This is a genomic window from Halosaccharopolyspora lacisalsi (genome assembly GCF_014137975.1).
Taxonomy (GTDB): Bacteria; Actinomycetota; Actinomycetes; order Mycobacteriales; family Pseudonocardiaceae; genus Halosaccharopolyspora; species Halosaccharopolyspora lacisalsi.
In genome coordinates, this window is sequence record NZ_JACGWZ010000002.1 from 614,111 (window position 1) to 634,174 (window position 20,064).

A 20,064-nucleotide genomic window follows, 5' to 3' on the forward strand; every position below is an offset into this window, starting at 1 on the left:
AAGGACTGTTTGGAAGGGCTGTGCCGATGACCGGCGTCGATGACTCGGTTGCTTCCATACCGCTACCCTCCGAAGCGACGCCGCTAAACCAACCCGCCGATTTCCAGGGGAATTCGTCCCCTGGTGAGCAGTCGAGTACGGTCCGCAGCGATGCGGCTCCGGATGTCGGGACGAGAGTTCCGGAGATCGCGCTCGGGCGCGATCCCCGGAATAGTAAAAATCTTTCACGCTCATCGACGTGCGGCGGCGCGGTAATGCGGCGCGAACATCACGAATCGACGAGCGCGCGGAGGTTCAGCTCGAACCGTAGCGGTCCCGAAGCCACCGCAGGTGGTCGTCGGAGCAGGCGGTCAGCACGACGTTCTGCTCCGAGCTCGGATCGGGCATCCGCTCATACCGCGCGGACTCCTGGTAGACGGCTTGGCCGCACCAGTCGCACACTTCCGTGACATCACCGGGTTCGGAAACGGACATTGAGCCAGTGTGTCTCGAACCGAGGCAGCTCGCACGCGAACGCCTTCGGCGGGCACCCGCGTGCGGGCGTTTTTCGCGGCGCGTCAGCGAGCGAAGTCGGAGCGCTCCAGCAGCCCGGACACGACGAGACCCGCGACCAGGCCCCAGAAGGCCGAACCGATGTTGAACACCTGGACATCGGCCACGGTCACGATGAACGTGATCAGGGCACCGAAGGTGAAGCGGCCGTTGAACGCGCTGACGAACGAGTTCTGCAGCACCCGCAGCATCGCCAGTCCGCCCAGCGCGGTGACGAAGGCCCCGGGCATGGCCAGCATGAGGTGGGTGAACAGCGGTGCGAACACCCCGAACACCATCGCCAGCGCACCGCAGGCGATACCGGCGACGTAGTGCCGTGACCGCTCCCCCGACGCCGTCAGCAGGGCGTTGGTCGGGCCGGTCAGGCAGGTCGAGACGGCCCCGAACAACGACGTCAGCATCGACCAGACACCGCAGGCGACGGCGACCATGTTGACCGGCGGGCGATGACCCGCCGAGCGCAGCACCGACACCCCCTGCCCGTTCTGCACCACCAGCACCGTGATGGCCAGCGGAACGACCAGTTCGAGCATCGCCTGCCACGACCACTGCGGCGACTGCACCATCGGGGTCGCGATCCACCGGGTCGCCGCCCCGTCCGGTGCGTAGCGCCCGGACAGCGCCACCGCGACACCACCGATCAGCAGAGCGCCGAGGAGCGGTGGTATCCACCGCCCCCACGAGCTGTGCCAGCTCAGCACCAGAAACAGCGCCACCATCGGACCCGCGATGGCGACATCGCCGACCAGGGCGTGCACGAGGTCGAGGCCGAAACTCAGGAACACCCCGGCGACCATCGCCATCACGATCGGCATCGGGATGGCCTCCATCACCCGGCCGACCCAACCGCTCAGTCCCAGCACCAGGATGAGCACACCGGTGGCCAGGAAGGCGCCGAGCACCTCCGGCCACGCCAGGTGTTCCAGCGCGGGCCCGACCAGCACGGTGCCGGGGATCGTCCAGAAAAACGACAGCGGCTGGCGGTAGGACCAGCAGGCCAGCACCGTCAGGGTCCCGTTGACGAAGAACACCCCGAAGATCCACGAGGCCAGCTGGGCCTGGGAGAGCCCACCCCGCCCGCCGACCGCCAGGATCACCGCCACCGGACCGGTGGCGGCGAAGATCAGGCCGACCAGCCCGTTGGCCACGTAGCGCGGGGAGAGGTCCCGCACCAGTCGCGACGGGCCGGGGAACGGGCGCACGGGCGGTTCGAAACGATGATTGCCGGTTTCCGTTTGTTCGATCGTCATAGCAGAATCGTCCGCACCCACCGCTCGTTTCCGGGAGTTCCCTAGGAGCCCTCTTCCAACAGGGCGATGTCGGAGGGATGCGTGGCCAGCGGTGTCACGTCGATGGTCATGTAGGGAAACAGCGGCAGCTGCGAAAGCACGTCGTGCAACTGCTGGTTGTCCTTCACGTCGAGGACGCTCAGGTTGGAGTACCGCCCGGCACACCTCCAGATGTGCGGCCACACCCCGGACTTCTGCAGTTGCTGGGAGTAGGCCTTCTCGCGGGCGAGAATGTCGGCCTTCACGTCCGGGTCCATGTCCGGGGGGAGATGGACGTCCATCGTCACGGCGAACAGCACGATGTCCTCCTGTCGGTGTTGATGCGGCGAATTCCGGGATGAGGCCTGCTTCCGAAAGAGGCGCCGGCGGCCCCCGCAGGAACCGCTACGCAAATCCCTTCCGGACAGTCTCTTACTCCGGGTCGAGGGTGAAGTTGTAGGTGACTTCGTTGCTCGTGCCGTCGGCCGTGGGGGTGGGGTCCAGCAGCAGGCTCGGTTTGACCGCCTGGGCGATGTCGTCGTCGACGTAGTCGCCCCCGCGGAAGTACAGCTGCGAGGTGACCCGCCGGTGCCCGGCGGCCGAGACCTTCAGGTGCAGGTGGGCCGGACGCCAGGCGTGCCACCCGGCGGCGGCGATCAACGCGCCGCACGCCCCGTCGTGCGGGATCTGGTACGGGGCCGGCTGGACCGTGTGGATCCGGAAACGCCCCCACTCGTCGGCGACCACGGTGCCGCGCAGGTTCCACTCCGGCAACCCCGGCGCGTACTGGGAGTAGAAACCGTAGTCGTCGGCGTGCCACATCTCCACGTGCGCCCCGGACAGCGACCGCCCCGACACGTCGGTGACCCGACCCTGAAACACCAGGGGCGTACCCGGCTCGTCGTCACGCATCGGCAGACTCGCCTCCGCCGGCAACCGCGGCGAGTCGGCCACGTAGTACGGCCCCTCGATGGAACCCTGACTACCCTCGCGATCCTCGGTGGCGACCTCCTCGACGACGTGCTCCAACCACACGTCGAGGAACAACGGCCACTCCCCGTCCGCACCGACCTGGATCAACCACGCCTTCAACGCCTCGTACTCGTCGTAGGAGACCTCGTGCCTGCGGATGGTCTCGTGCACCGCCCCCAACACCTCACCGACCAACATGTCCACCCGCTCCGGACTGCTCGCAGCACCAACACTCCCCTTCGACAGAAAACGCTCCGTCGCCGAACTCCCCGACCCCGCAGCAGTCGCCTCGTACTCCACAGCCATGATCGCGCTCCTCGTTTCTCGTGAGTTCCTCGTGGTGGACTTCTCGTGGTGGGTCTCTCATCGCGGCAGCCGCGGTCGGCGGCCGCTCAGGTGTCCTGGCGGTAGTGGGCCAGCTTGTCGGGATCGATGGCGATACCCAGCCCGGCTCCCTCGCGGACGGGCAGCGTGCCTCCGGTGATCTCCAGTGGCTCGGTGAGCAGGTCGTCGCTCATGTCGAGGAAGTTGGACAACTCGCCCGCCCGTCGGGACGTCGACGGGTAGGCCGCGCCGAAGGCCACGGTGCACATCGTGCCGATCTGGCCGTCGATCTGGTTGCCCATGACGGTCTCCACCCCGAGTCCCTCGGACTGGAAGAGCACGCGCTGGGAGGCGGTGAAACCGGTGCGTGCGGTTTTGATGCTGATCGCGTTGGCGGCCCCGGACAGCAGTTCGCGGGTGACTTCCCCGGGGCGCGTGGCGCTCTCGTCGGCCACGAACGGGATCGCGCTGCGCTCGACCAACCAGCGCCGTCCCAGCACGTCGTCGGACGGGCAGAGCTCCTCGGCCAGCGTCAGGTCCAGCTCCCGCATCGCGTGCAGGGCACGGGCCGACTCCGAGGCCGTCCACCCCCGGTTGCCGTCGACGTAGAGCTCGACGTCGGCACCGAGCGCCTCCCGCAGCGCGTGGCAGGCCTCGACGTCGAGGGAGAACGGTGTGCGTCCCACCTTGACCTTGAAGGTGGTGATCCCGTACTCGTCCCGGACGCGCTCGGCCTCGGCCACCATCTCCCGCGGCGGGGCGAAACCCACCATGTGCGAGACGGCCATGCGTTCGGCGTAGCCGCCCAGCAACCGGGTCACCGGCAGGTCCACCGACTTGCCGAGCAGGTCCCACAGCGCCATGTCCACGGCCGACTTGGCCGCCGGGTTTCCGACGGTGCGTCCCATCCTGGCCTGGACGTCCTCCCGGTCCAGGGCCGAGAGACCCACGATCTCGGGCGCGAAGACCTTGTGGATCACCGCGATGATGGATTCCTGGGTCTCACCGTAGGTGAACGGCCGGGGCGGGGCTTCGGCGATACCGACCAGGCCGTCGTCGGTGTGGGCCCGGACCAGCACGTGCTCGGCGGCGTGCACCTCGCCGCTGGCGAAGCGCAACGGTTTCTTGTAGGGGATGGCGAAGGGAATCGCCTCGATCGCGGTGATCTTCACGGGGTTTCCTCGAAGTCGGGGGGCAGGAACACATCGTTGGCTTCCAGCGTGTTCAACAGGTTCTCCAGCAGGGCGGACGTGTTGTCGGCGCGCCAGGCCAGTGCCAGATCGACGCTTTCGGTGCCCCGGACCGGGACGAACACGGCACCCTCCAGAGTGATGGCGCGGACCGAGTCGGGAACCAGGGCGATACCGAGACCCGCGGCCACCAACGCCAGCAGCACGGAGGTCTCGGCCACCTCGTGCTCGCGGTGCGGGTAGAACCCCGCTTCCAGGCAGCTGCGCAGTACCGCGTCGTTGACCACCGAGCGCAGTTCGGAGGAATACATGATGAAACGTTCCTCCCGGAGCTCGTCCACGGTCACGGCGGACTCGCCGACCAGCCTGTGGTCGTCCGGAAGCACCAGCACCAGCGGTTCCCTGGCGATACCGCGGTAGGCGATGCCCTGTTCCCGGGTGGGAGGGCGCAGTACACCGACGTCGATGTCGGAGTCGAGCAGGGCCTGCTCCTGGGCGGGTGTCAGCATCTCGGAGTGGATCTCCAGCGCGACACCGGGCATGTCCCGCTTCGTGAAGTGGGCGATCCTGGGCAGATGCCTGTAGGCGGCCAAACCGGTCAACCCGATGTTGAGCACGCCTTGCTGCCCCCCGGCGATGCGCCTCGCCCGGTGCGCCGAGTCGTCCACGGACCGCAGGATGCGCAGCGCGTCGTCGTAGAAGGACTCCCCGGCCCCGGTCAGGTGCACCCGGCGGGTGGTGCGTGCCAGCAGTTCGGCCCCGAGGTCGGTCTCGAGTTGCCGGATCGCCTGGGACAACGGGGGTTGCGCCATGCGCAGCCGCTCCGCCGCCTTGCCGAAATGGCGTGTCTCGGCGACGGCGACGAAGTAGCGAAGATGCCGAAGCTCCACGAACCGCCTCCCTACGACCGCCCATGGCGGGGCGGGCTGCGCCGGTGACCGCACTGCCGCGTCACTCACCGAGCTCAGCGGAGGCGAGACGGCGGAAACGCGAGCGAAACTCGCTTGTGTTGCCGGACACGGCGTGTGTGTTCGGCAGAGCTTAAGGCACCGCTTTGGGCCGAGACAAATACCCAGTGCGGCTGGATCAATATGCACGACATATCAAGCGAACCCTAGGTCAATACTGGGTGAATTCCTGGCGTGACGGGCGCCACGCCGATGCCAGGGTGTGGCACACCACTCGACGCCGGTGCGGGGTGGAACGGCAGGACCACCGGCAATTGGGAGGCAGCGATGACCGAAATGTTGAACAATACCCGCAGTATCCTCGATAACGCGGTGGAGGAGGACCACGAAAACGGTGTCCGCCGGATTCGTCGCAACGTCTTCACCGACGAGGAACTCTTCGAACTCGAGATGAAATACATCTTCGAGGGTAACTGGATCTACCTCGCCCACGAGAGCCAGATTCCCAATGTCGGTGACTACTTCACCACCCACATCGGGCGCCAGCCCGTCGTCATCACGCGGGACAAGCAGGGCGAGCTCAACGCGCTCATCAACGCGTGCAGCCACCGCGGCGCCATGCTGTGCCGCCGCCGCGCGGACAACCGCACCACGTTGACCTGCCCGTTCCACGGGTGGACGTTCAGCAACGACGGCAGACTGCTCAAGGTCAAGGACCCGCGCGAGGCCGGCTACCCGGAGCAGTTCAAGACCGAGGGCTCCCACGACCTCACCAAGGTCGCCCGCTTCGAGAGCTACCGGGGCTTCCTGTTCGGCAGCCTCAACTCGGACGTCAAGCCGCTGACCGAGCACCTCGGTGACACCACCAAGATCATCGACATGCTCGTCGACCAGTCCCCCGAGGGGCTGGAGGTGCTGCGCGGTTCCTCCAGCTACACCTACGACGGAAACTGGAAGCTCCAGGCCGAGAACGGCGCGGACGGCTACCACGTCTCCGCCACGCACTGGAACTACGCCGCCACGACCGCGCGCCGCGGTACCGGCGAGTCGAAGAACGAGACCACCGCCCTGGACGCGGGCAGCTGGGGCAAGTCCGGCGGCGGCTACTGGTCGTTCGACAACGGGCACCTGTGCCTGTGGACCTGGACCGGGAATCCGCAGGACCGTCCGCTGTGGGACAAGATGGACGAGCTCAAGCGCGAGCACGGCGAGGCCAAGGGCGAGTTCATGGTCAAGGGCTCCCGCAACCTGTGCCTGTACCCGAACGTGTACCTGATGGACCAGTTCAGCACCCAGATCCGGCACTTCCGGCCGATCGCGCCGGACAAGACCGAGGTCACGATCTACTGCATCGCCCCGAAGGGGGAGAGCGCCGAGGCGCGGGCACACCGCATCCGCCAGTACGAGGACTTCTTCAACGCCTCCGGCATGGCCACCCCGGACGACCTCGAGGAGTTCCGCTCCTGCCAGAAGACCTACCTGGCCACGGAAGCTCCGTACAACGACATGACCCGCGGCATGACCCACGAGCTCACCGGGCCGGACGAGGTGGCCCGGTCGCTCGGCATGACCGGCATCCTCTCGGCCGGGCAGAAGAACGAGGACGAGGGCCTCTACCCCGTCCAGCACGGCTACTGGAAGCAGACCATGCGCGAGGCCGTGGAAGCGGAAGAGAAGTCCGCCGAGAACAACCGCTGAGGAAGGCGAGCACCATGACCGCAGTAGCCGAGACCGCGACCGTGACCGTCGAGGACGTGCGGCAGTTCCTCTACCGCGAGGCCCGCTTCCTCGACGACCGCGATTTCGAGACCTGGCTGGAGTGCTATCACCCGGACGTCGAGTTCTGGATGCCGGCCTGGGACGACAACGACGAGCTCACCGAGGATCCCCAGAGCGAGATCTCGCTGATCTACTACCCGAACAAGGGGGGTCTGGAAGACCGGGTGTTTCGCATCCGCACCGACCGTTCGGCGGCCACGAGCATGCCCGAGCCCAGGACCGGCCACAACATCACCGACGTGGAGCTGCTGGAACGCCGCGGCGACGTCGTCGACGTCCGCTTCAACTGGTTCACCCTGTACTACCGCTACCACCACACCGACACCTATTTCGGCACGTCGCGCTACACCATCGACTTCTCGGGCGAGACTCCGCTGATCACGCGCAAGAAGGTCGTGCTGAAAAACGACTACATCCACCACGTGGTCGACATCTACCACATCTGATTCTCGAATACCCTTTTCGAATCGAGGCTTTTCCATGACTCATCAGGTTGCCTTGGGCTTCGAGGACGGTGTCACCCGGTTCGTCACCTGCGCACCGCACGAGACGGTGGCCGACGCGTCGTACAAGGCGCGCATCAACATCCCCCTCGACTGCCGGGACGGCGCCTGTGGCACCTGCAAGTCGTTCTGCGAGTCCGGCGACTACGACGGTGGCGACTACATCGAAGACGCGCTCAGCGACGAGGAGGCCGACCAGGGCTACGCGTTGCCGTGCCAGATGATGCCGCGCAGCGACCTCGTCCTCCGGATCCCGAGCACCTCGGCGGCGGCCAAGACCGAGGCCGCCACCCACGCTGCCACGGTCACCGACGTCCAGCGCTTCTCCGAGACCACGATCGGTTTCACCCTGGAGCTCGACGACCGCGACGCGTTGGCCTTCCTGCCCGGTCAGTACGTCAACGTGGGCGTGCCCGGCACGGAACTGACACGGTCCTACTCGTTCAGCAGCGGCCCCGAGGACAAGACCGTCTCCTTCCTGGTGCGCATCACCGAGGGCGGGGCCATGTCCACCTACCTGCGCGACCGCGCCGAGGTCGGTGACGAGCTCGAGTTCACCGGCCCGATGGGCACCTTCTTCCTGCGGGAGCTGAAGCGCCCCGCGCTGTTCCTGGCGGGCGGCACCGGGTTGGCACCGCTGCTGTCGATGCTGGAGCAGCTGGCCGCCACCGGGCTCGAACACCCGGTGCACATGATCTACGGCGTCTCCTCGGATCGCGACCTGGTCGAGTTGGACAAGCTGCGGCACTACGCCGAGGTCATCGACGGTTTCACCTTCGACTACTGCGTGGCCGACGAAGCCAGCGGCTCCCCCAGGAAGGGATACGTCACCCACCACTTCGAGCCGCAGCACCTCAACGACGGTGACGTCGACGTGTACCTGTGCGGTCCGCCTCCCATGGTCGAGGCGGTCGGCGATCACCTGAACGCCGAGGGGATCACGCCGACGAACTTCTTCTCCGAGAAGTTCAACGTCGCCGCCGCGGCCGAAACCGGAGCGTGATCCCGTGACCGAATCAGCCCTCTCCCGGCGCTTCCACGGCAAGGTCGTCGTGGTGACCGGTTCGGCCCAGGGCATCGGCATGACCGTGGCTCGGCGACTGGTCGCCGAGGCGGCCACGGTCGTGCTGGTGGACCGTTCCGAACTGGTTCACGAGGTGGCCGCCGAACTGCGCGACAGCGGGGGCCTGGCCCACGGCGTGACCGCCGACCTGGAGCGGTTCTCCGAGACCGAGGCGGCGATGGCCGAGGCCCACCGACGGCACGGCCGAATCGACGTGCTGATCAACAACGTCGGCGGCACCATCTGGATGAGACCGTACGAGCACTACGACGCGGATCGGATCCAGGCCGAGATACAACGTTCGCTGTTTCCCACCCTGTGGAGTTGCCGGGCCGTGCTGCCTTACCTGATCGAGCAGCGATCCGGCACGATCGTCAACGTCTCCTCGGTGGCCACCCGAGGCGTCAACCGAGTTCCTTACGCGGCTGCCAAGGGCGGGATCAACGCGCTCACGGCTTCGCTGGCCCAGGAAACCGCTCAGTACGGCATTCGTGTCGTGGCCACCGCTCCCGGAGGGACCGAAGCGCCTCCGCGGCGGATCGCGCGCAACTCCGACGACCAGAGTGCTCAAGAAGAGGCGTGGAACCAGCAGGTCGTCGACCAGACCACCGATTCGTCACTGATGAAACGGTACGGGAATCTGGACGAGCAGGCCGCTCCCATCGTGTTCATGGCTTCCGAGGAAGCCTCCTACATCACCGGAACGGTTCTGCCGGTGGCCGGCGGCGACCTCGGATAGCCGTGCTCCCGGGAAGCTGCCGTTCATCGAAACGCCCCCTCCCGGGGGAAGCAACCACTCATCCGCATCGAGTGGTGACACGGCTTCGCGGACCCCGGGTGAAACACCGTAGTCCGGCGGCTTCGACCATCTCCGCGAGAGGTTCAGCTATGGTTGTTCGATGACGGACGCAGTGGGACCGCATGGCGTCGTCGGCCGTCAGGACGAGCTGGCCGAGCTGGAACGGCTCTACACCGTTGTCCGCGAGGGGCGCCCCCTCGTCATCGTCGTGGACGGCCCCGCGGGCATCGGGAAAACCACGCTGGTGGAGCAGTTCCTCGCCGACCTGACGGACGCTCACGTGTACCGCTCCAGCGGGGTGCCCTGGGAGGCGTCCCGCCCCCTCGGCGTGGCCGAGCAGTGGGAACGGGCCGGGACCGAGGCCGCCCGTACGCAGCGGAGCACCGACCCGGTCGAGACGGGAATGAGACTACTCACCCGGTGGCACCATGATCAGGAGTCCGGGCCGGTCGTGGTCGTCGTCGATGACGCGCACTGGGCGGACATCGAATCACTGCGAGCCCTGTCCTCGACTTTTCGACGGATGACGTATCAGCGTGTCCTGATCGTGCTCGTCGCTCGGCGGGAACGGCCCGAGGCCGCGAGCGAGGGAGTCCGCGACTTCCTCGCCGACCACCGGGGCCCCACGGTCCGGGTGGGGCCCCTGACGCAGGACGACGTGCAGACCCTGGCGATCCGGCAGGTCCAGGTCGACCTCAACGCCCCGGCCGCCCAGCAGCTGGCCGAGCACACCGGGGGCAACCCGCTCCACATCCGGCAGTTGCTGGACGAGGTACCGGCCTCGAACTGGCTGGAGTGGCAACCGAGCCTGCCGGCTCCCCGAGCCCTGGCCGACAGCGTCGCTCACCGGGTGCGTGACTGCAGCTGTCCGACACGGAGCCTGGTCGAGTCCGCCGCTGTGCTGGGACATTCGCCGTCCTTCGGCGAGGCCGCCCGGCTCGCCGCCGTCGACGAACCGGTCGCCGCCCTGGACGAGGCGAGCAGAGCGGAGTTGCTGGCCGTCGACAGCGGTCACGGCCTGACCACGTTGGCTTTCCCGTCCCCGATGGTGCGGGCCGCCGTCTACACCGGTCTGCCTCCCCTGCGGCGTCAGAAGCTGCACCGCGATGCCGCCGAGATCATCGAGGACGAGGGCAGCAGGCTCGGGCACCGCGCGGCGGCCACGCCCTTCGCCGACGCCGAACTGGCCGACGAGCTCGACGACTTCGCCGGCGGGCAGGCCTCGTCGGGAGCGTGGTCGACCGCGGGCAACGCGTTGATCAATGCCAGTCGCCTCAGCCCGGCCAAGACCGATCGCGAGCACCGGCTGGTCCGAGCCGTCGACGCGCTGGTGGGGGCCGGAGACCTGCCGCGGGCCATCGCCTTCTCCCCCGCGATCGAGAGCTTCCCCGCCAGTGCGCTGCGCGATGCCGTACTGGGTTACCTCGCGATCGTGCTCGGACGCGTCGGAGAGGCGGAGCTGCTCCTGACCCGCGCCTGGCAACAGTGCGACCCGAACCTCGAACCGGACACGGCCGCGTTGATCTGTCAGCGGCGGGTGCTGCACTCGCTGAGTCGCTGGTCCGGCCCCGAACTGGTCGGCTGGGCCAGCCGTGCCGTGGAGCTGGCCACCGACCCCCAGGAACCCTCGGTCGTGGAGTCGAAAGCGATCATGGGACTCGGGCTGGCCGCGACCGGGAAGATCCAGCAGGCCGAAGACGCCTACCAGGAGGTGTTCACCAACACCAGCGCCGGCGCCCAGCTGCAACGAGTGCGGATGGGCAAGGGGTGGTTGGACCTGGCTCTCGACGACCCGCAGACCGCCCGCAGGGAACTGGAAACGGCGGTGCCCACGCGCTACCGAGGGGGGTCACTGCGCATCTCGCTGTGGGCCCAAGCCTGGCTGGCTCGGGCGGAGTTCGCCCTCGGCACCTGGGACGAGGCCCTGCACACCGTCGATCGTGCCGTGGCCCAGCTGGAGCACGCGGGCCTGGAGCTGCTCCGTCCCCTGGTGCACTGGACCGGAGCGCAAATCCGCGCCCTGCGCGGACACTGGGAGCAAGCCCACGAACACCTGCGGCGGGCCGCCGTGACCACGCACAACTACGAGATCATGCTGGTGCCCGGCTGCCTGGCCCAGGCCCAGTGCGCCGAAGCCGGGGCCGATTACGAGACCGTCCTGCGGTGCTTGGAGCCCCTCGCCCACCTGCACCCGCGACAGGGCATCGACGAACCCGGCTTCTGGCCGTGGCACGACACCTACGCCAACGCACTGGTCATGACCAATCGCGTTCCGGAAGCCGACGCCTTCCTGCGTCCGCACGAGGCCGTGGCCGCCGAGCGCGGACACCGCTCCACCATGGCCCGGCTGGGATACGTCCGCGGACGCGTCGCCGGAACGACGGGCGATCTCGACGCGGCACGCGATGCTTTCGAAAACGCGCTGAACCAGCTCACGAGTCTCTCGCTGCCCTACGATCGGGCTCGAGTGCACTTCGCCTACGGGCAGACACTGCGGCGCGCCGGCAAGCGACGCGAAGCCGACGTCGTCCTGCGCAAGGCGCGGGACGCCTACACGGCGCTGGGAGCGCAAGCCTACGTCGAGCGCTGTAACCGCGAGCTGAAGGCGGGCGGACTGAAAAAGCGGCGCAACGGCCTGGATCTCACCCAGCTCACGTCCCAGGAACAGGCCGTGGCCGAGCTCGTCGCGGCGGGCCGGAGCAACAAGCAGGCGGCCGTGGAACTGTTCGTGTCGGTCAAGACGGTGCAGTTTCACCTCACGCGGATCTACGCGAAGCTGGGCATCCACTCGCGGGGGGAACTCGCCGCGCACTTCCGCGACGAGTCCGCCCGGTGAGGGGTGCTCAGCCCCAGCCGCCCTGGACCATGGTCTGGAACAACCACTGCCCGTCGCGCTTGACGAGCAGGTCGGCGTAGCGCAGCTGGTACGTGCGACCGTCGTGGGTCACCGTCGCATCGGTGATCACGAAGACCAGCGACGGGCTGAGGAAGTGCGGCGTGCGCGTCGACTCCATGCTGGCACCCTCACCGACGGTCTCGGCCATTTCGGCGCAGAACCGCTCCCGGTCGTACTGCCGCGCGGAACCGTTGCCCTGCGCGTCGTCGGTGACCGCGTTCAGCGGAAACATCGCCATGTCGGCCATGCGCCCGACCTCGGCGTTGGCGGCCAGCTCGTCGTACCGCGCGAACCACTCGTGCACGCCGGCGATGTCGTCCTCGGACGGCACGAAACCGTCGATGCTCGATGGGATGTCGATGTCGGCCACGGAAACTCCTTGTTCGTACGATGTATAACGTACACCGCACAACAGGCGGCATGACACGATTGTTCCCGTGGCCCTCGAACGCACCAGCGCCGGCGATCCCGGCCGCACCCTCCAGTTGCTCTGGCGCGCGCCGGAGACGAGCCCCCGGCACGGCCCACGCCCCGGCCTGAGCATCGACGCCGTCGTCGACGCGGCCACCGAACTTGCCGACGCCGCGGGGCTGGAGGGGGTGACGATGCGCCGGGTAGCCCACTCCCTCGGGGTGGCGCCGATGACGCTATACACCTACGTGCCGGGCAAGGCCGAACTGCTCGATCTCATGCTCGACGCCGCCTACTCCCGGATGCCGCGCACCGACACCGGTGACCAGCCGTGGCGACACCGACTGACCGCGATAGCCGAGGAGAACAAGCACCTGTTCGACTCCCATCCCTGGGCGGCGTCCGTCTCCACCGGCCGCCCCCTGCTCGGCCCCGGACAGATGACCAAGTACGAGCACGAGCTGTCCGCCTTCGACGGACTCGACCTCGACGACGTGGACAGGGACGCCGCGCTGACCCATCTGCTCAATTTCGTGCGGACGTGCGCTCGGGACGAGGCCGAAGCGCGCGCCGTCCAACGCGACAGCGCGATGAGCGATCAGCAGTGGTGGGACGCCAACGGGCCGCTGCTGGCCCGTGTCCTCGACGAGGACGCCTACCCGCGCGCGGCGCGAGTCGGCACTGCCGCCGGTGCCGCCCACGGCAGCGCCTACAGTCCCCGGCACGCCTACGAGTTCGGCCTGCCACGCCTCCTCGACGGTCTCGCCGCCTTCGTCTCCGACCGGCCACGCTGAGAACCTCACGCTTTCCGGCTCGCGCACGTCTACCGAGTACGAGCGCAGCCACCGCAACCACGAGGACACTGCGAGGATCGAGGCGGAGCGGAGGCCGACATGACCACAGTGCACACAGTGATCGACTCGCCGCTCGGTGAGCTGACGGCCGTGGCCACCGACGGGCACCTGACCGGGCTGTACTTCGACGGTCACCAACGCGGGCACGGGCAGGTCGAGCTCGGCGACCGGGTCGAGACGGGTTTCGAGGAGACCGCCCGTCAGCTCGACGAGTACTTCACAGGCGGGCGCAGGCACTTCGAGCTGCCCCTGGCACCGAGGGGCGAGACGTTCGACCGGCGGGTGTGGAGCCTGCTGACCGAGATCGACTACGGCCGGACCCGCACCTACGGGGAGCTGGCCCGCGAACTGGGCGGGACCGGATTCGCCCAGGCCGTGGGCGCGGCGAACGGCCGGAACCCGATCGCGGTGATCGTGCCGTGCCACCGGGTGATCGGCGCGGACGGGAGCCTGACCGGCTATGCCGGCGGCCTGGAGCGCAAGCGCTTCCTGCTGCGGCTGGAGGAACCGGCGCCGACGGAGGCGGGCAGGCTGTTTTGAGCCGACGACCTCACGCGCACGGCCTCGGCGACGTCTACCCGGTGTGGCGATGAAACCCTTCGAACGGATCGTGTCCGAGTACGGGCCGATGGTGCTGCGCGTGTGCCGGGCCGTGCTGGAACCCACCGAGGCCGAGGACGCCTGGTCGGAGACGTTCCTGGCCGCGCTGAAGGCCTACCCGCGGCTGGACGAGGGGGCGAACGTGGAAGCGTGGCTGGTCACGATCGCCCACCGCAAGGCCATCGACGCCGTCCGCGCCGCCGCACGCCGCCCGGTGGCCGTCGAGAACCTGCCGGAACGTCCGGTCGCACCGCACGAGCACGAAGACCCCGAGCTGTGGCGGGCGCTGCGGGAACTGCCCGCCAAACAGCGGATCGCGGTGGCCTACCACCACCTGGCCGGCCTCGCCTACGCAGACATCGCCTCGATCACCGGAACGACCACCCCGGCCGCGCGCAGGGCGGCCGCCGACGGCATACGGCGCCTCCGTGCCCGGTACCCGCCCGCGCGGAGCGGCCAAGGAGAAAACCCATGACGACGTCCGATCCCGAACCCGACTCCCCGTTCGCCGCTTCGCCACCCGAGAACACCGAGATCGAAACCCACCTGCGCGAACGTCTGATCACCGCCGCCCGCGAGCACGGCGTGCTCGACCTCGCCTACCGCGCTCTCGAGACCCCGGTCGGGACGTTGCTGCTCGTCACGACCGAACAGGGCCTGGTGCGCGTGGCCTACGACCGCGAGGACCACGAGGCCGTGCTGGGCGAGCTCGCCGAAACGATCAGCCCGCGCGTCCTCCACGCTCCCCGACGACTGGACGAGGTCAGCCACCAGCTCGAGGAGTACTTCGCCGGACGGCGCACGGCGTTCGACGTGGCACTGGACTGGCAGCTGTCGCGAGGTTTCCGACGCGAGGTGCTGAGGAAGCTGCCCGGCATCGGCTACGGCGCCACGGCCAGCTATGCTCACGTCGCCGCCGCGGCGGGCAGCCCCAGGGCCGTTCGCGCGGTCGGTACCGCCTGTGCCACGAACCCGCTACCGGTCGTCGTACCGTGTCACCGCGTGGTACGCAGCGACGGCTCCGCGGGCGGCTACATCGGGGGCGCCGAAGCCAAGCGGGCGCTGCTGGACCTGGAAACAACCACCTGATTCGCGAGGAGCCCTGGTGAGCGAGACCGACCGTCCCGGTCCCTCCGGAGCGGTGCTGTGCGACGACGGGCTCACCCGCTCCCCCTGGGCGGCGCACGACCCGCTGTTGCGCACCTACTACGACACCGAGTGGGGCGTGCCCGTGCGCGGGGAGCAGGCCCTCTACGAGCGCATCACCCTGGAAGCCTTCCAGGCCGGCTTGTCCTGGGCGACCATCCTGCGCAAGCGACCCGCTTTCCGCGCGGCGTTTCACGAGTTCGATCCCGACGCGGTCGCCGCCTACGCCGACGACGACGTCCAGCGGCTGATGGCCGATCCGGGAATCGTGCGCAACCGGTCGAAGATCCGGGCCGCGATCACCAACGCCCGAGCCACGATCTCCCTGCGTTCCGACGGGGGGCTGGACGAGTTCCTGTGGTCCTTCCAGCCCGGGACCACGCCGGCTCCACGCACGGCCGCGGAGGTGCCCACCACTTCCCCGGAGTCCGTCGCCCTGGCCAAGGCCCTGCGCAAGCGGGGATTCTCCTTCGTCGGCCCCACCACGATGTTCGCCCTGATGGAAGCCGTCGGAATGATCGACACCCACCTCGTCGACAGCCACCGCCGCGGCGTCTCCGGCCTGTGGCCCGCGGAACCGGCCCCGTAGCTCCTCGGAGAGGTCGCGACGGCCGTCCCCGCCTCACTCCTCCGGCGACCGGTCGGTCCGGTGGTGCGGGATGCCCCGGACGGCGTGGTCGGCGTATCCCACCGCTTCGGTGACCAGTGCGGCCAGGTGGTCGCTGGTGATGCGGTAGAGCACCCGGCGCCCGTCGCGACGGGTCTGTACCAGCCCCGCCAGTCGGAGACGCCCCAGGTGCTGGGACACCGACGAGCGGGACGCGTTCACCCGCGTGGTCAAGGTGGTGACGTCCTGTTCGACGCTCAACAACCGCAGCAGGTGCAGGCGGGTGGGATCGGCCAGGTGGCCGAGTATCTCGGCGGCCACTTCCCACCGCCGGTCCTCGTCCGGCTGTTGCGAGTCCCTCGCTATTGCCATGTCATTGTGCGCGCACATAGTTGCATAATGCTTCCGGAAGGTGCAGGCTGGCAACCACAGCCACGGCAAGGGAGTACCCGATTCATGGTCGGACGACAGCGGGGCGGCACAGCGCCGGACCACGGGCACGGCGACGAACGGCCCGGGGTGTGGTCGCGGGTGCGGCATCTGGTCACCCCGCACGGCCACGACAGCGCCGAGCGGTTCGACACCGCCCTGGAGACCAGCAAACGCGGCACGCGCACCCTGGCGTGGTCGTTCGCCGCCCTGCTGGTCACCGCGCTGGTCCAGCTGGCGATCGTGCTGGTCACCGACTCGGTGGCACTGCTGTCGGACACGATCCACAACTTCGCCGACGCGCTGACCGCGCTGCCGGTCGGGATCGCCTTCGTGCTAGGAAGGCGAGTGGCCACCCGCCGCTACACCTACGGTCTGGGCCGCGCCGAGGACCTCGCCGGCCTCGTCGTCGTGGTCCTCATCGCCGCCTCGGCCGCGCTGGCCGGTTACCAGGCCGTGCACCGGCTGGTCGCACCGCAGTCGATCGAGCACCTGTGGGTCCTGGCCGCCGCCGGGCTCGTCGGATTCCTCGGCAACGAGCTCGTGGCCCGATGGCGCATCGTGGTGGGTCGGCGGATCGGTTCGGCCGCGCTGGTCGCCGACGGGTTGCACGCCCGCACCGACGGGTTCACCTCGCTGGCCGTGGTCCTCAGCGCCGTCGGCGTCGCCCTCGGGTTCCCGCTGGCCGATCCGATCGTCGGCCTGGTGATCACCGTGGCGATCCTGTTCGTGCTGCGCGACGCCGCCAGGGAGGTCTTTCGACGGTTGATGGACGCCGTCGACCCGGCCACCGTCGAGCTCGCCGAACGCACCGCCGCCGAGGTGTCGGGGGTGACCGCGTCCGGCGAGGTGCGGATGCGCTGGATCGGGCACAGCCTGCGCGCCGAACTCGCCGTGGCCGTCGACCCGGCGCTGACCGTGGACCGGGCCCACCGCATCGCGCACGAGGTGGAGCACCACCTGATCCACACAGTGCCCCGGCTCACCACCGCCGTGGTGCACACCGAACCGGCCACGGGCGCCGAGGCCACGCACGACCGCCTCGCCCACCACCGGTAAACCCGGACGAACCCCGCACCCGCGTCCTGACGGCTCCACCACGTTCACCACGCCCGTTCCCGGCTCACCCGCCTTGGTCGCGCTCACGGACCCGGGAGGCCGCGGTTTCGAGCTGATCGGCCAGCTGCGCCAGATTCAGCTCCGACGCGTTCCGCAGGAAGGAACCGGCCTCGCCGAAGAAATGGTTCCAAACCCCGTAAACGACCTCGGCGGTGATCGTTTGATCGTTGCTGGACAGCCGGGCCAGGTGTACGACCTCAAACCGATACTCGTCAGCCGGCGCCCCACCCCTGATGAGCCCTTCCGGGTCATTCTCACCGAGGACATCGCACAGCGCACTGACCAGTTGGGGTTTTCGTCGGGAGTGTTCTCGTCCTGCCCGTTGCCGACCACAGCATCAGAATAATCTCGCTCCGTGAAGCACAGCCACCACAACAGGATTTCGAGAACCTCCCGGAGCTACGATCGGGACTCGGCTCCCTTCCGGGCGTCCGAGGTCGCTTGCCGCAGCGACCGGATGAGCAGGCCGCGGTACTCGCGGGCGGTGGCGAGGTCGCCGCTGTCGAGGGCCGTGGCCAACGCGGGCAGGGCCTGTGCCGCACAGCCCGTGGAGAGCCCGGGTGCGTAGATCATGTGCTTGTACCAGGGCCGACCGAGCAAACCGACCTGCCGGGTGAGGTCGCGTTCCTGTGCAATGATCGCCGCGTGGGAAATCGGCGTCGCGGGGATCGAGGGCATGGCGTCCGCTTCGGACGGATCGATCCGCTGGATGCCCGGAGTCGACGGTTCGTCCGACGTCAGAGGATCACCGGGGTGGTTGAAGGTGTACTGGATGCTGCCGCATCGGACACCTCTTTCACCATCGGACCGAGAAGCCACGCACGACCGCTGACACTTCACAAGGATGTGACGCTCTGGCCACACGAACGGAGCAGTCCGCACCGAGGAGCTCGCACCGAGCTCGTCCGAACCGCATCGCCCACCGACCGAAAGGGCCCGTGTTGACCACGTCCGAGGCGACGAGCACTAGTCCCGCACCGCACCACACCCATGACGTGCACAATCAGGCGGCACCGCGCACGAACGTCGACGAGTACACCACCAACGCGGTGCTCCGCGAGGCCGTCGAGCGCCACGGCGCCGGCTGGGCCCACTCCGAACTCGCCGAGGTCGGCAAGCTGGTCGGCAGCGCCTCGTTCCAGCGCGACGCCGAACTGGCCAACACGGCCACTCCCCGGCTGCTCTCCTTCGACCGGTGGGGACATCGCCTCGACGAGGTCGAATACCACCCGGCTTACCACCGCGTCATGGGCTCCGCGGTGTCCCACGGCGCGCACACCGGGGCGTGGGAGAACCCGGGACCCGGTGCCAACGTCGCCAGGGCCGCCACGTTCATGCTGTTCTCCCAGGTCGAACCCGGGCACGCCTGTCCGGTGTCGATGTCCCACGCCGCGGTGCCCTCCCTGCGCCTGCAACCCGAGGTGTCCGAGACCTGGCTGCCCCGGCTGCTGTCCCGGGACTACACCGCCGAGCTGGACACTCCCGGCAAGTCCGGCGCCGTCTTCGGAATGGCGATGACCGAGAAGCAGGGCGGCTCCGACGTTCGCGCCAACACCACGGTCGCCGTGCCCGCCGGTCGCGGCGGCCCGGGAGCCGACTACCTGCTCACCGGACACAAGTGGTTCTGCTCGGCGCCGATGTCGGACGCCTTCCTCGTGCTGGCCCAGGCAACCGGCTCCGCCGGCGAGGGGCTGTCCTGCTTCCTGCTGCCGCGCGTCCTACCGGACGGCACCCGCAACGTGTTCCGCATCCAGCGGTTGAAGGACAAGCTCGGCAACAAGTCCAACGCCTCCTGCGAGGTCGAGCTGGACGGCACCGTCGGGGTCATGATCGGCACTCCCGGTCGCGGGGTGCGCACCATCATCGAGATGGTCGCCCGCACCCGCCTGGACTGCGTGCTCGGTTCCACCGCGGGAATGCGGCAGTCGGTCGCCGAGGCCCTGTGGCACACCAGGCACCGCAGCGCCTTCGGTCGCGTGCTGGCCGAGCAGCCCGCCATGACCTCGGTGCTGACCGATCTCGCCGTGGAGTCCGAGGCCGCGACCGTCACCGCCGTGCGCCTGGCCCGCGCGCACGACGACGCTGACGACGCCGAGCGCGGTTTCCGGCGGCTGGCCACGGCCGTGGCCAAGTACTGGATCTGCAAGCGTGGACCGCACCACGCCTACGAGGCGCTGGAATGCCTGGGCGGCAACGGTTTCACCGAGGACTTCCCGCTGGCGCGGCGTTACCGCGAACAACCCCTCATGGCGATCTGGGAGGGGTCCGGCAACGTCATCGCGCTCGACGTGCTGCGTGCGATGGTCCGCGAGCCGGAGAGCACGGAGGCGTTCGTCTCCGAAGTGGAGCTCGCGCGGGGACACCACCCCCTGCTCGACGAGCACCTCGACCGGCTGCACCGCCAGCTCGCCGACCTGACCACCGAGGACACTTCCCGGGCGCAGGCACGCGCCAGGACCGTCGTGGAGTCCATGGCCCTGGCACTGCAAGCCGGCCTGCTGACCAGGTTCAGCCCGAACGCGGTCAGCGCGGCCTTCGTCGCCTCCCGGCTCGGCCCCGACCGCGGCCACGAGTACGGGACGCTACCGCCGGACACCGAGATGTCGGCGATCCTGGAGCGTCACTGACCGCCGGTGCGAGCGGG

22 protein-coding genes are annotated in these 20,064 nt (G+C 68.6%); 13 read left to right on the top strand and 9 right to left on the bottom strand.

Annotated features, from left to right (window positions below):
- Positions 1-294: 294 nt before the first annotated feature.
- From FHX42_RS10690 to FHX42_RS10715, 6 genes are all read right to left on the bottom strand, one after another.
- Positions 295-474 (bottom strand): hypothetical protein, encoded by a 180-nt coding sequence (locus tag FHX42_RS10690; RefSeq protein WP_182544057.1) that lies wholly within the window; start codon positions 472-474, stop codon positions 295-297.
- Between the two features lie 83 nt (positions 475-557).
- Positions 558-1,802, bottom strand: a complete 1,245-nt coding sequence (locus FHX42_RS10695; RefSeq protein ID WP_182544058.1) for a benzoate/H(+) symporter BenE family transporter — start codon at positions 1,800-1,802, stop codon at positions 558-560.
- Positions 1,803-1,843: 41 nt separating this feature from the next.
- Positions 1,844-2,140, bottom strand: a complete 297-nt coding sequence (catC, locus tag FHX42_RS10700; protein ID WP_182544059.1) for a muconolactone Delta-isomerase — start codon at positions 2,138-2,140, stop codon at positions 1,844-1,846.
- 112 nt (positions 2,141-2,252) lie between these two features.
- Positions 2,253-3,098, bottom strand: a complete 846-nt coding sequence (catA, locus tag FHX42_RS10705) for a catechol 1,2-dioxygenase (protein WP_182544060.1) — start codon at positions 3,096-3,098, stop codon at positions 2,253-2,255.
- An 86-nt stretch (positions 3,099-3,184) separates the two neighbouring features.
- Positions 3,185-4,288, bottom strand: coding sequence for a mandelate racemase/muconate lactonizing enzyme family protein (locus FHX42_RS10710; RefSeq protein WP_182544061.1), 1,104 nt, complete (start codon positions 4,286-4,288; stop codon positions 3,185-3,187).
- A complete protein-coding gene (locus tag FHX42_RS10715; RefSeq protein ID WP_182544062.1) occupies positions 4,285-5,196 on the bottom strand; it encodes a LysR substrate-binding domain-containing protein in 912 nt (303 codons plus the stop codon). The genes FHX42_RS10710 and FHX42_RS10715 overlap by 4 nt, the downstream gene beginning before the upstream one ends.
- A gap of 345 nt (positions 5,197-5,541) precedes the next feature.
- Here FHX42_RS10715 and benA point away from each other — a divergent pair, with 345 nt between their 5' ends.
- The 5 genes from benA to FHX42_RS10740 all read left to right on the top strand — a co-directional run bounded on the left by benA (position 5,542) and on the right by FHX42_RS10740 (position 12,194).
- A complete protein-coding gene (gene benA / locus FHX42_RS10720) occupies positions 5,542-6,912 on the top strand; it encodes a benzoate 1,2-dioxygenase large subunit (RefSeq protein WP_182544063.1) in 1,371 nt (456 codons plus the stop codon).
- A gap of 14 nt (positions 6,913-6,926) precedes the next feature.
- Complete coding sequence (gene benB / locus FHX42_RS10725; RefSeq protein WP_182544064.1) at positions 6,927-7,439, top strand: benzoate 1,2-dioxygenase small subunit; 513 nt, start codon at positions 6,927-6,929, stop codon at positions 7,437-7,439.
- Between the two features lie 34 nt (positions 7,440-7,473).
- Entirely contained in the window at positions 7,474-8,499 is a 1,026-nt protein-coding gene (benC, locus tag FHX42_RS10730; protein ID WP_182544065.1) for a benzoate 1,2-dioxygenase electron transfer component BenC, read from the top strand.
- Positions 8,500-8,503: 4 nt separating this feature from the next.
- Positions 8,504-9,298, top strand: a complete 795-nt coding sequence (locus tag FHX42_RS10735) for a 1,6-dihydroxycyclohexa-2,4-diene-1-carboxylate dehydrogenase (protein ID WP_182544066.1) — start codon at positions 8,504-8,506, stop codon at positions 9,296-9,298.
- A 160-nt stretch (positions 9,299-9,458) separates the two neighbouring features.
- Positions 9,459-12,194 carry a helix-turn-helix transcriptional regulator gene (locus tag FHX42_RS10740; protein ID WP_182544067.1) on the top strand — a complete coding sequence of 912 codons (2,736 nt, stop codon included), beginning with the start codon at positions 9,459-9,461 and terminating at the stop codon, positions 12,192-12,194.
- A gap of 7 nt (positions 12,195-12,201) precedes the next feature.
- Here FHX42_RS10740 and FHX42_RS10745 read toward each other — a convergent pair whose 3' ends face one another.
- A complete protein-coding gene (locus tag FHX42_RS10745) occupies positions 12,202-12,624 on the bottom strand; it encodes a nuclear transport factor 2 family protein (RefSeq protein ID WP_328796034.1) in 423 nt (140 codons plus the stop codon).
- Between the two features lie 67 nt (positions 12,625-12,691).
- On the opposite strand from FHX42_RS10745, the gene FHX42_RS10750 reads away from it, so the two are divergent.
- The 5 genes from FHX42_RS10750 (at position 12,692) to FHX42_RS10770 (ending at position 15,854) form a co-directional block, all read left to right on the top strand.
- Complete coding sequence (locus tag FHX42_RS10750) at positions 12,692-13,459, top strand: TetR/AcrR family transcriptional regulator (protein WP_182544068.1); 768 nt, start codon at positions 12,692-12,694, stop codon at positions 13,457-13,459.
- Positions 13,460-13,558: 99 nt separating this feature from the next.
- Positions 13,559-14,059 carry a methylated-DNA--[protein]-cysteine S-methyltransferase gene (locus FHX42_RS10755; protein WP_182544069.1) on the top strand — a complete coding sequence of 167 codons (501 nt, stop codon included), beginning with the start codon at positions 13,559-13,561 and terminating at the stop codon, positions 14,057-14,059.
- Positions 14,060-14,108: 49 nt separating this feature from the next.
- Positions 14,109-14,594, top strand: coding sequence for an RNA polymerase sigma factor (locus FHX42_RS10760; RefSeq protein WP_182544070.1), 486 nt, complete (start codon positions 14,109-14,111; stop codon positions 14,592-14,594).
- Entirely contained in the window at positions 14,591-15,208 is a 618-nt protein-coding gene (locus FHX42_RS10765; protein WP_182544071.1) for a methylated-DNA--[protein]-cysteine S-methyltransferase, read from the top strand. Before FHX42_RS10760 ends, FHX42_RS10765 begins: the two co-directional genes overlap by 4 nt.
- A 16-nt stretch (positions 15,209-15,224) precedes the next feature.
- Complete coding sequence (locus FHX42_RS10770) at positions 15,225-15,854, top strand: DNA-3-methyladenine glycosylase I (protein WP_407926218.1); 630 nt, start codon at positions 15,225-15,227, stop codon at positions 15,852-15,854.
- Between the two features lie 33 nt (positions 15,855-15,887).
- Here the strand turns inward: FHX42_RS10770 and FHX42_RS10775 are convergent, their stop codons facing one another.
- Positions 15,888-16,244, bottom strand: a complete 357-nt coding sequence (locus FHX42_RS10775; protein WP_235987170.1) for an ArsR/SmtB family transcription factor — start codon at positions 16,242-16,244, stop codon at positions 15,888-15,890.
- An 84-nt stretch (positions 16,245-16,328) separates the two neighbouring features.
- On the opposite strand from FHX42_RS10775, the gene FHX42_RS10780 reads away from it, so the two are divergent.
- A complete protein-coding gene (locus tag FHX42_RS10780; RefSeq protein WP_182544073.1) occupies positions 16,329-17,360 on the top strand; it encodes a cation diffusion facilitator family transporter in 1,032 nt (343 codons plus the stop codon).
- Positions 17,361-17,433: 73 nt separating this feature from the next.
- The gene (locus FHX42_RS10785) at positions 17,434-17,766 is read left to right on the top strand and encodes a hypothetical protein (RefSeq protein ID WP_182544074.1); all 333 of its coding nucleotides are present in this window, start codon (positions 17,434-17,436) and stop codon (positions 17,764-17,766) included.
- A 53-nt stretch (positions 17,767-17,819) separates the two neighbouring features.
- Here the strand turns inward: FHX42_RS10785 and FHX42_RS10790 are convergent, their stop codons facing one another.
- Complete coding sequence (locus tag FHX42_RS10790) at positions 17,820-18,098, bottom strand: transferrin receptor-like dimerization domain-containing protein (RefSeq protein ID WP_182544075.1); 279 nt, start codon at positions 18,096-18,098, stop codon at positions 17,820-17,822.
- Between the two features lie 260 nt (positions 18,099-18,358).
- Here FHX42_RS10790 and FHX42_RS10795 point away from each other — a divergent pair, with 260 nt between their 5' ends.
- Positions 18,359-20,047, top strand: a complete 1,689-nt coding sequence (locus tag FHX42_RS10795; protein WP_182544076.1) for an acyl-CoA dehydrogenase family protein — start codon at positions 18,359-18,361, stop codon at positions 20,045-20,047.
- Positions 20,048-20,064 lie beyond the last annotated feature (17 nt).

Bases quoted from the DNA above. Each gene is read 5' to 3' on its own strand.
- FHX42_RS10765 (WP_182544071.1), top strand. From the start codon at position 14,591: ATGACGACGTCCGATCCCGAACCCGACTCCCCGTTCGCCGCTTCGCCA.
- benC (WP_182544065.1), top strand. From the start codon at position 7,474: ATGACTCATCAGGTTGCCTTGGGCTTCGAGGACGGTGTCACCCGGTTC.
- catA (WP_182544060.1), bottom strand. From the start codon at position 3,098: ATGGCTGTGGAGTACGAGGCGACTGCTGCGGGGTCGGGGAGTTCGGCG.
- FHX42_RS10755 (WP_182544069.1), top strand. From the start codon at position 13,559: ATGACCACAGTGCACACAGTGATCGACTCGCCGCTCGGTGAGCTGACG.
- benA (WP_182544063.1), top strand. From the start codon at position 5,542: ATGACCGAAATGTTGAACAATACCCGCAGTATCCTCGATAACGCGGTG.
- FHX42_RS10790 (WP_182544075.1), bottom strand. From the start codon at position 18,098: ATGCCCTCGATCCCCGCGACGCCGATTTCCCACGCGGCGATCATTGCA.
- FHX42_RS10740 (WP_182544067.1), top strand. From the start codon at position 9,459: ATGACGGACGCAGTGGGACCGCATGGCGTCGTCGGCCGTCAGGACGAG.
- FHX42_RS10690 (WP_182544057.1), bottom strand. From the start codon at position 474: ATGTCCGTTTCCGAACCCGGTGATGTCACGGAAGTGTGCGACTGGTGC.
- FHX42_RS10695 (WP_182544058.1), bottom strand. From the start codon at position 1,802: ATGACGATCGAACAAACGGAAACCGGCAATCATCGTTTCGAACCGCCC.
- FHX42_RS10775 (WP_235987170.1), bottom strand. From the start codon at position 16,244: ATGGCAATAGCGAGGGACTCGCAACAGCCGGACGAGGACCGGCGGTGG.
- FHX42_RS10780 (WP_182544073.1), top strand. From the start codon at position 16,329: ATGGTCGGACGACAGCGGGGCGGCACAGCGCCGGACCACGGGCACGGC.
- FHX42_RS10760 (WP_182544070.1), top strand. From the start codon at position 14,109: ATGAAACCCTTCGAACGGATCGTGTCCGAGTACGGGCCGATGGTGCTG.
- benB (WP_182544064.1), top strand. From the start codon at position 6,927: ATGACCGCAGTAGCCGAGACCGCGACCGTGACCGTCGAGGACGTGCGG.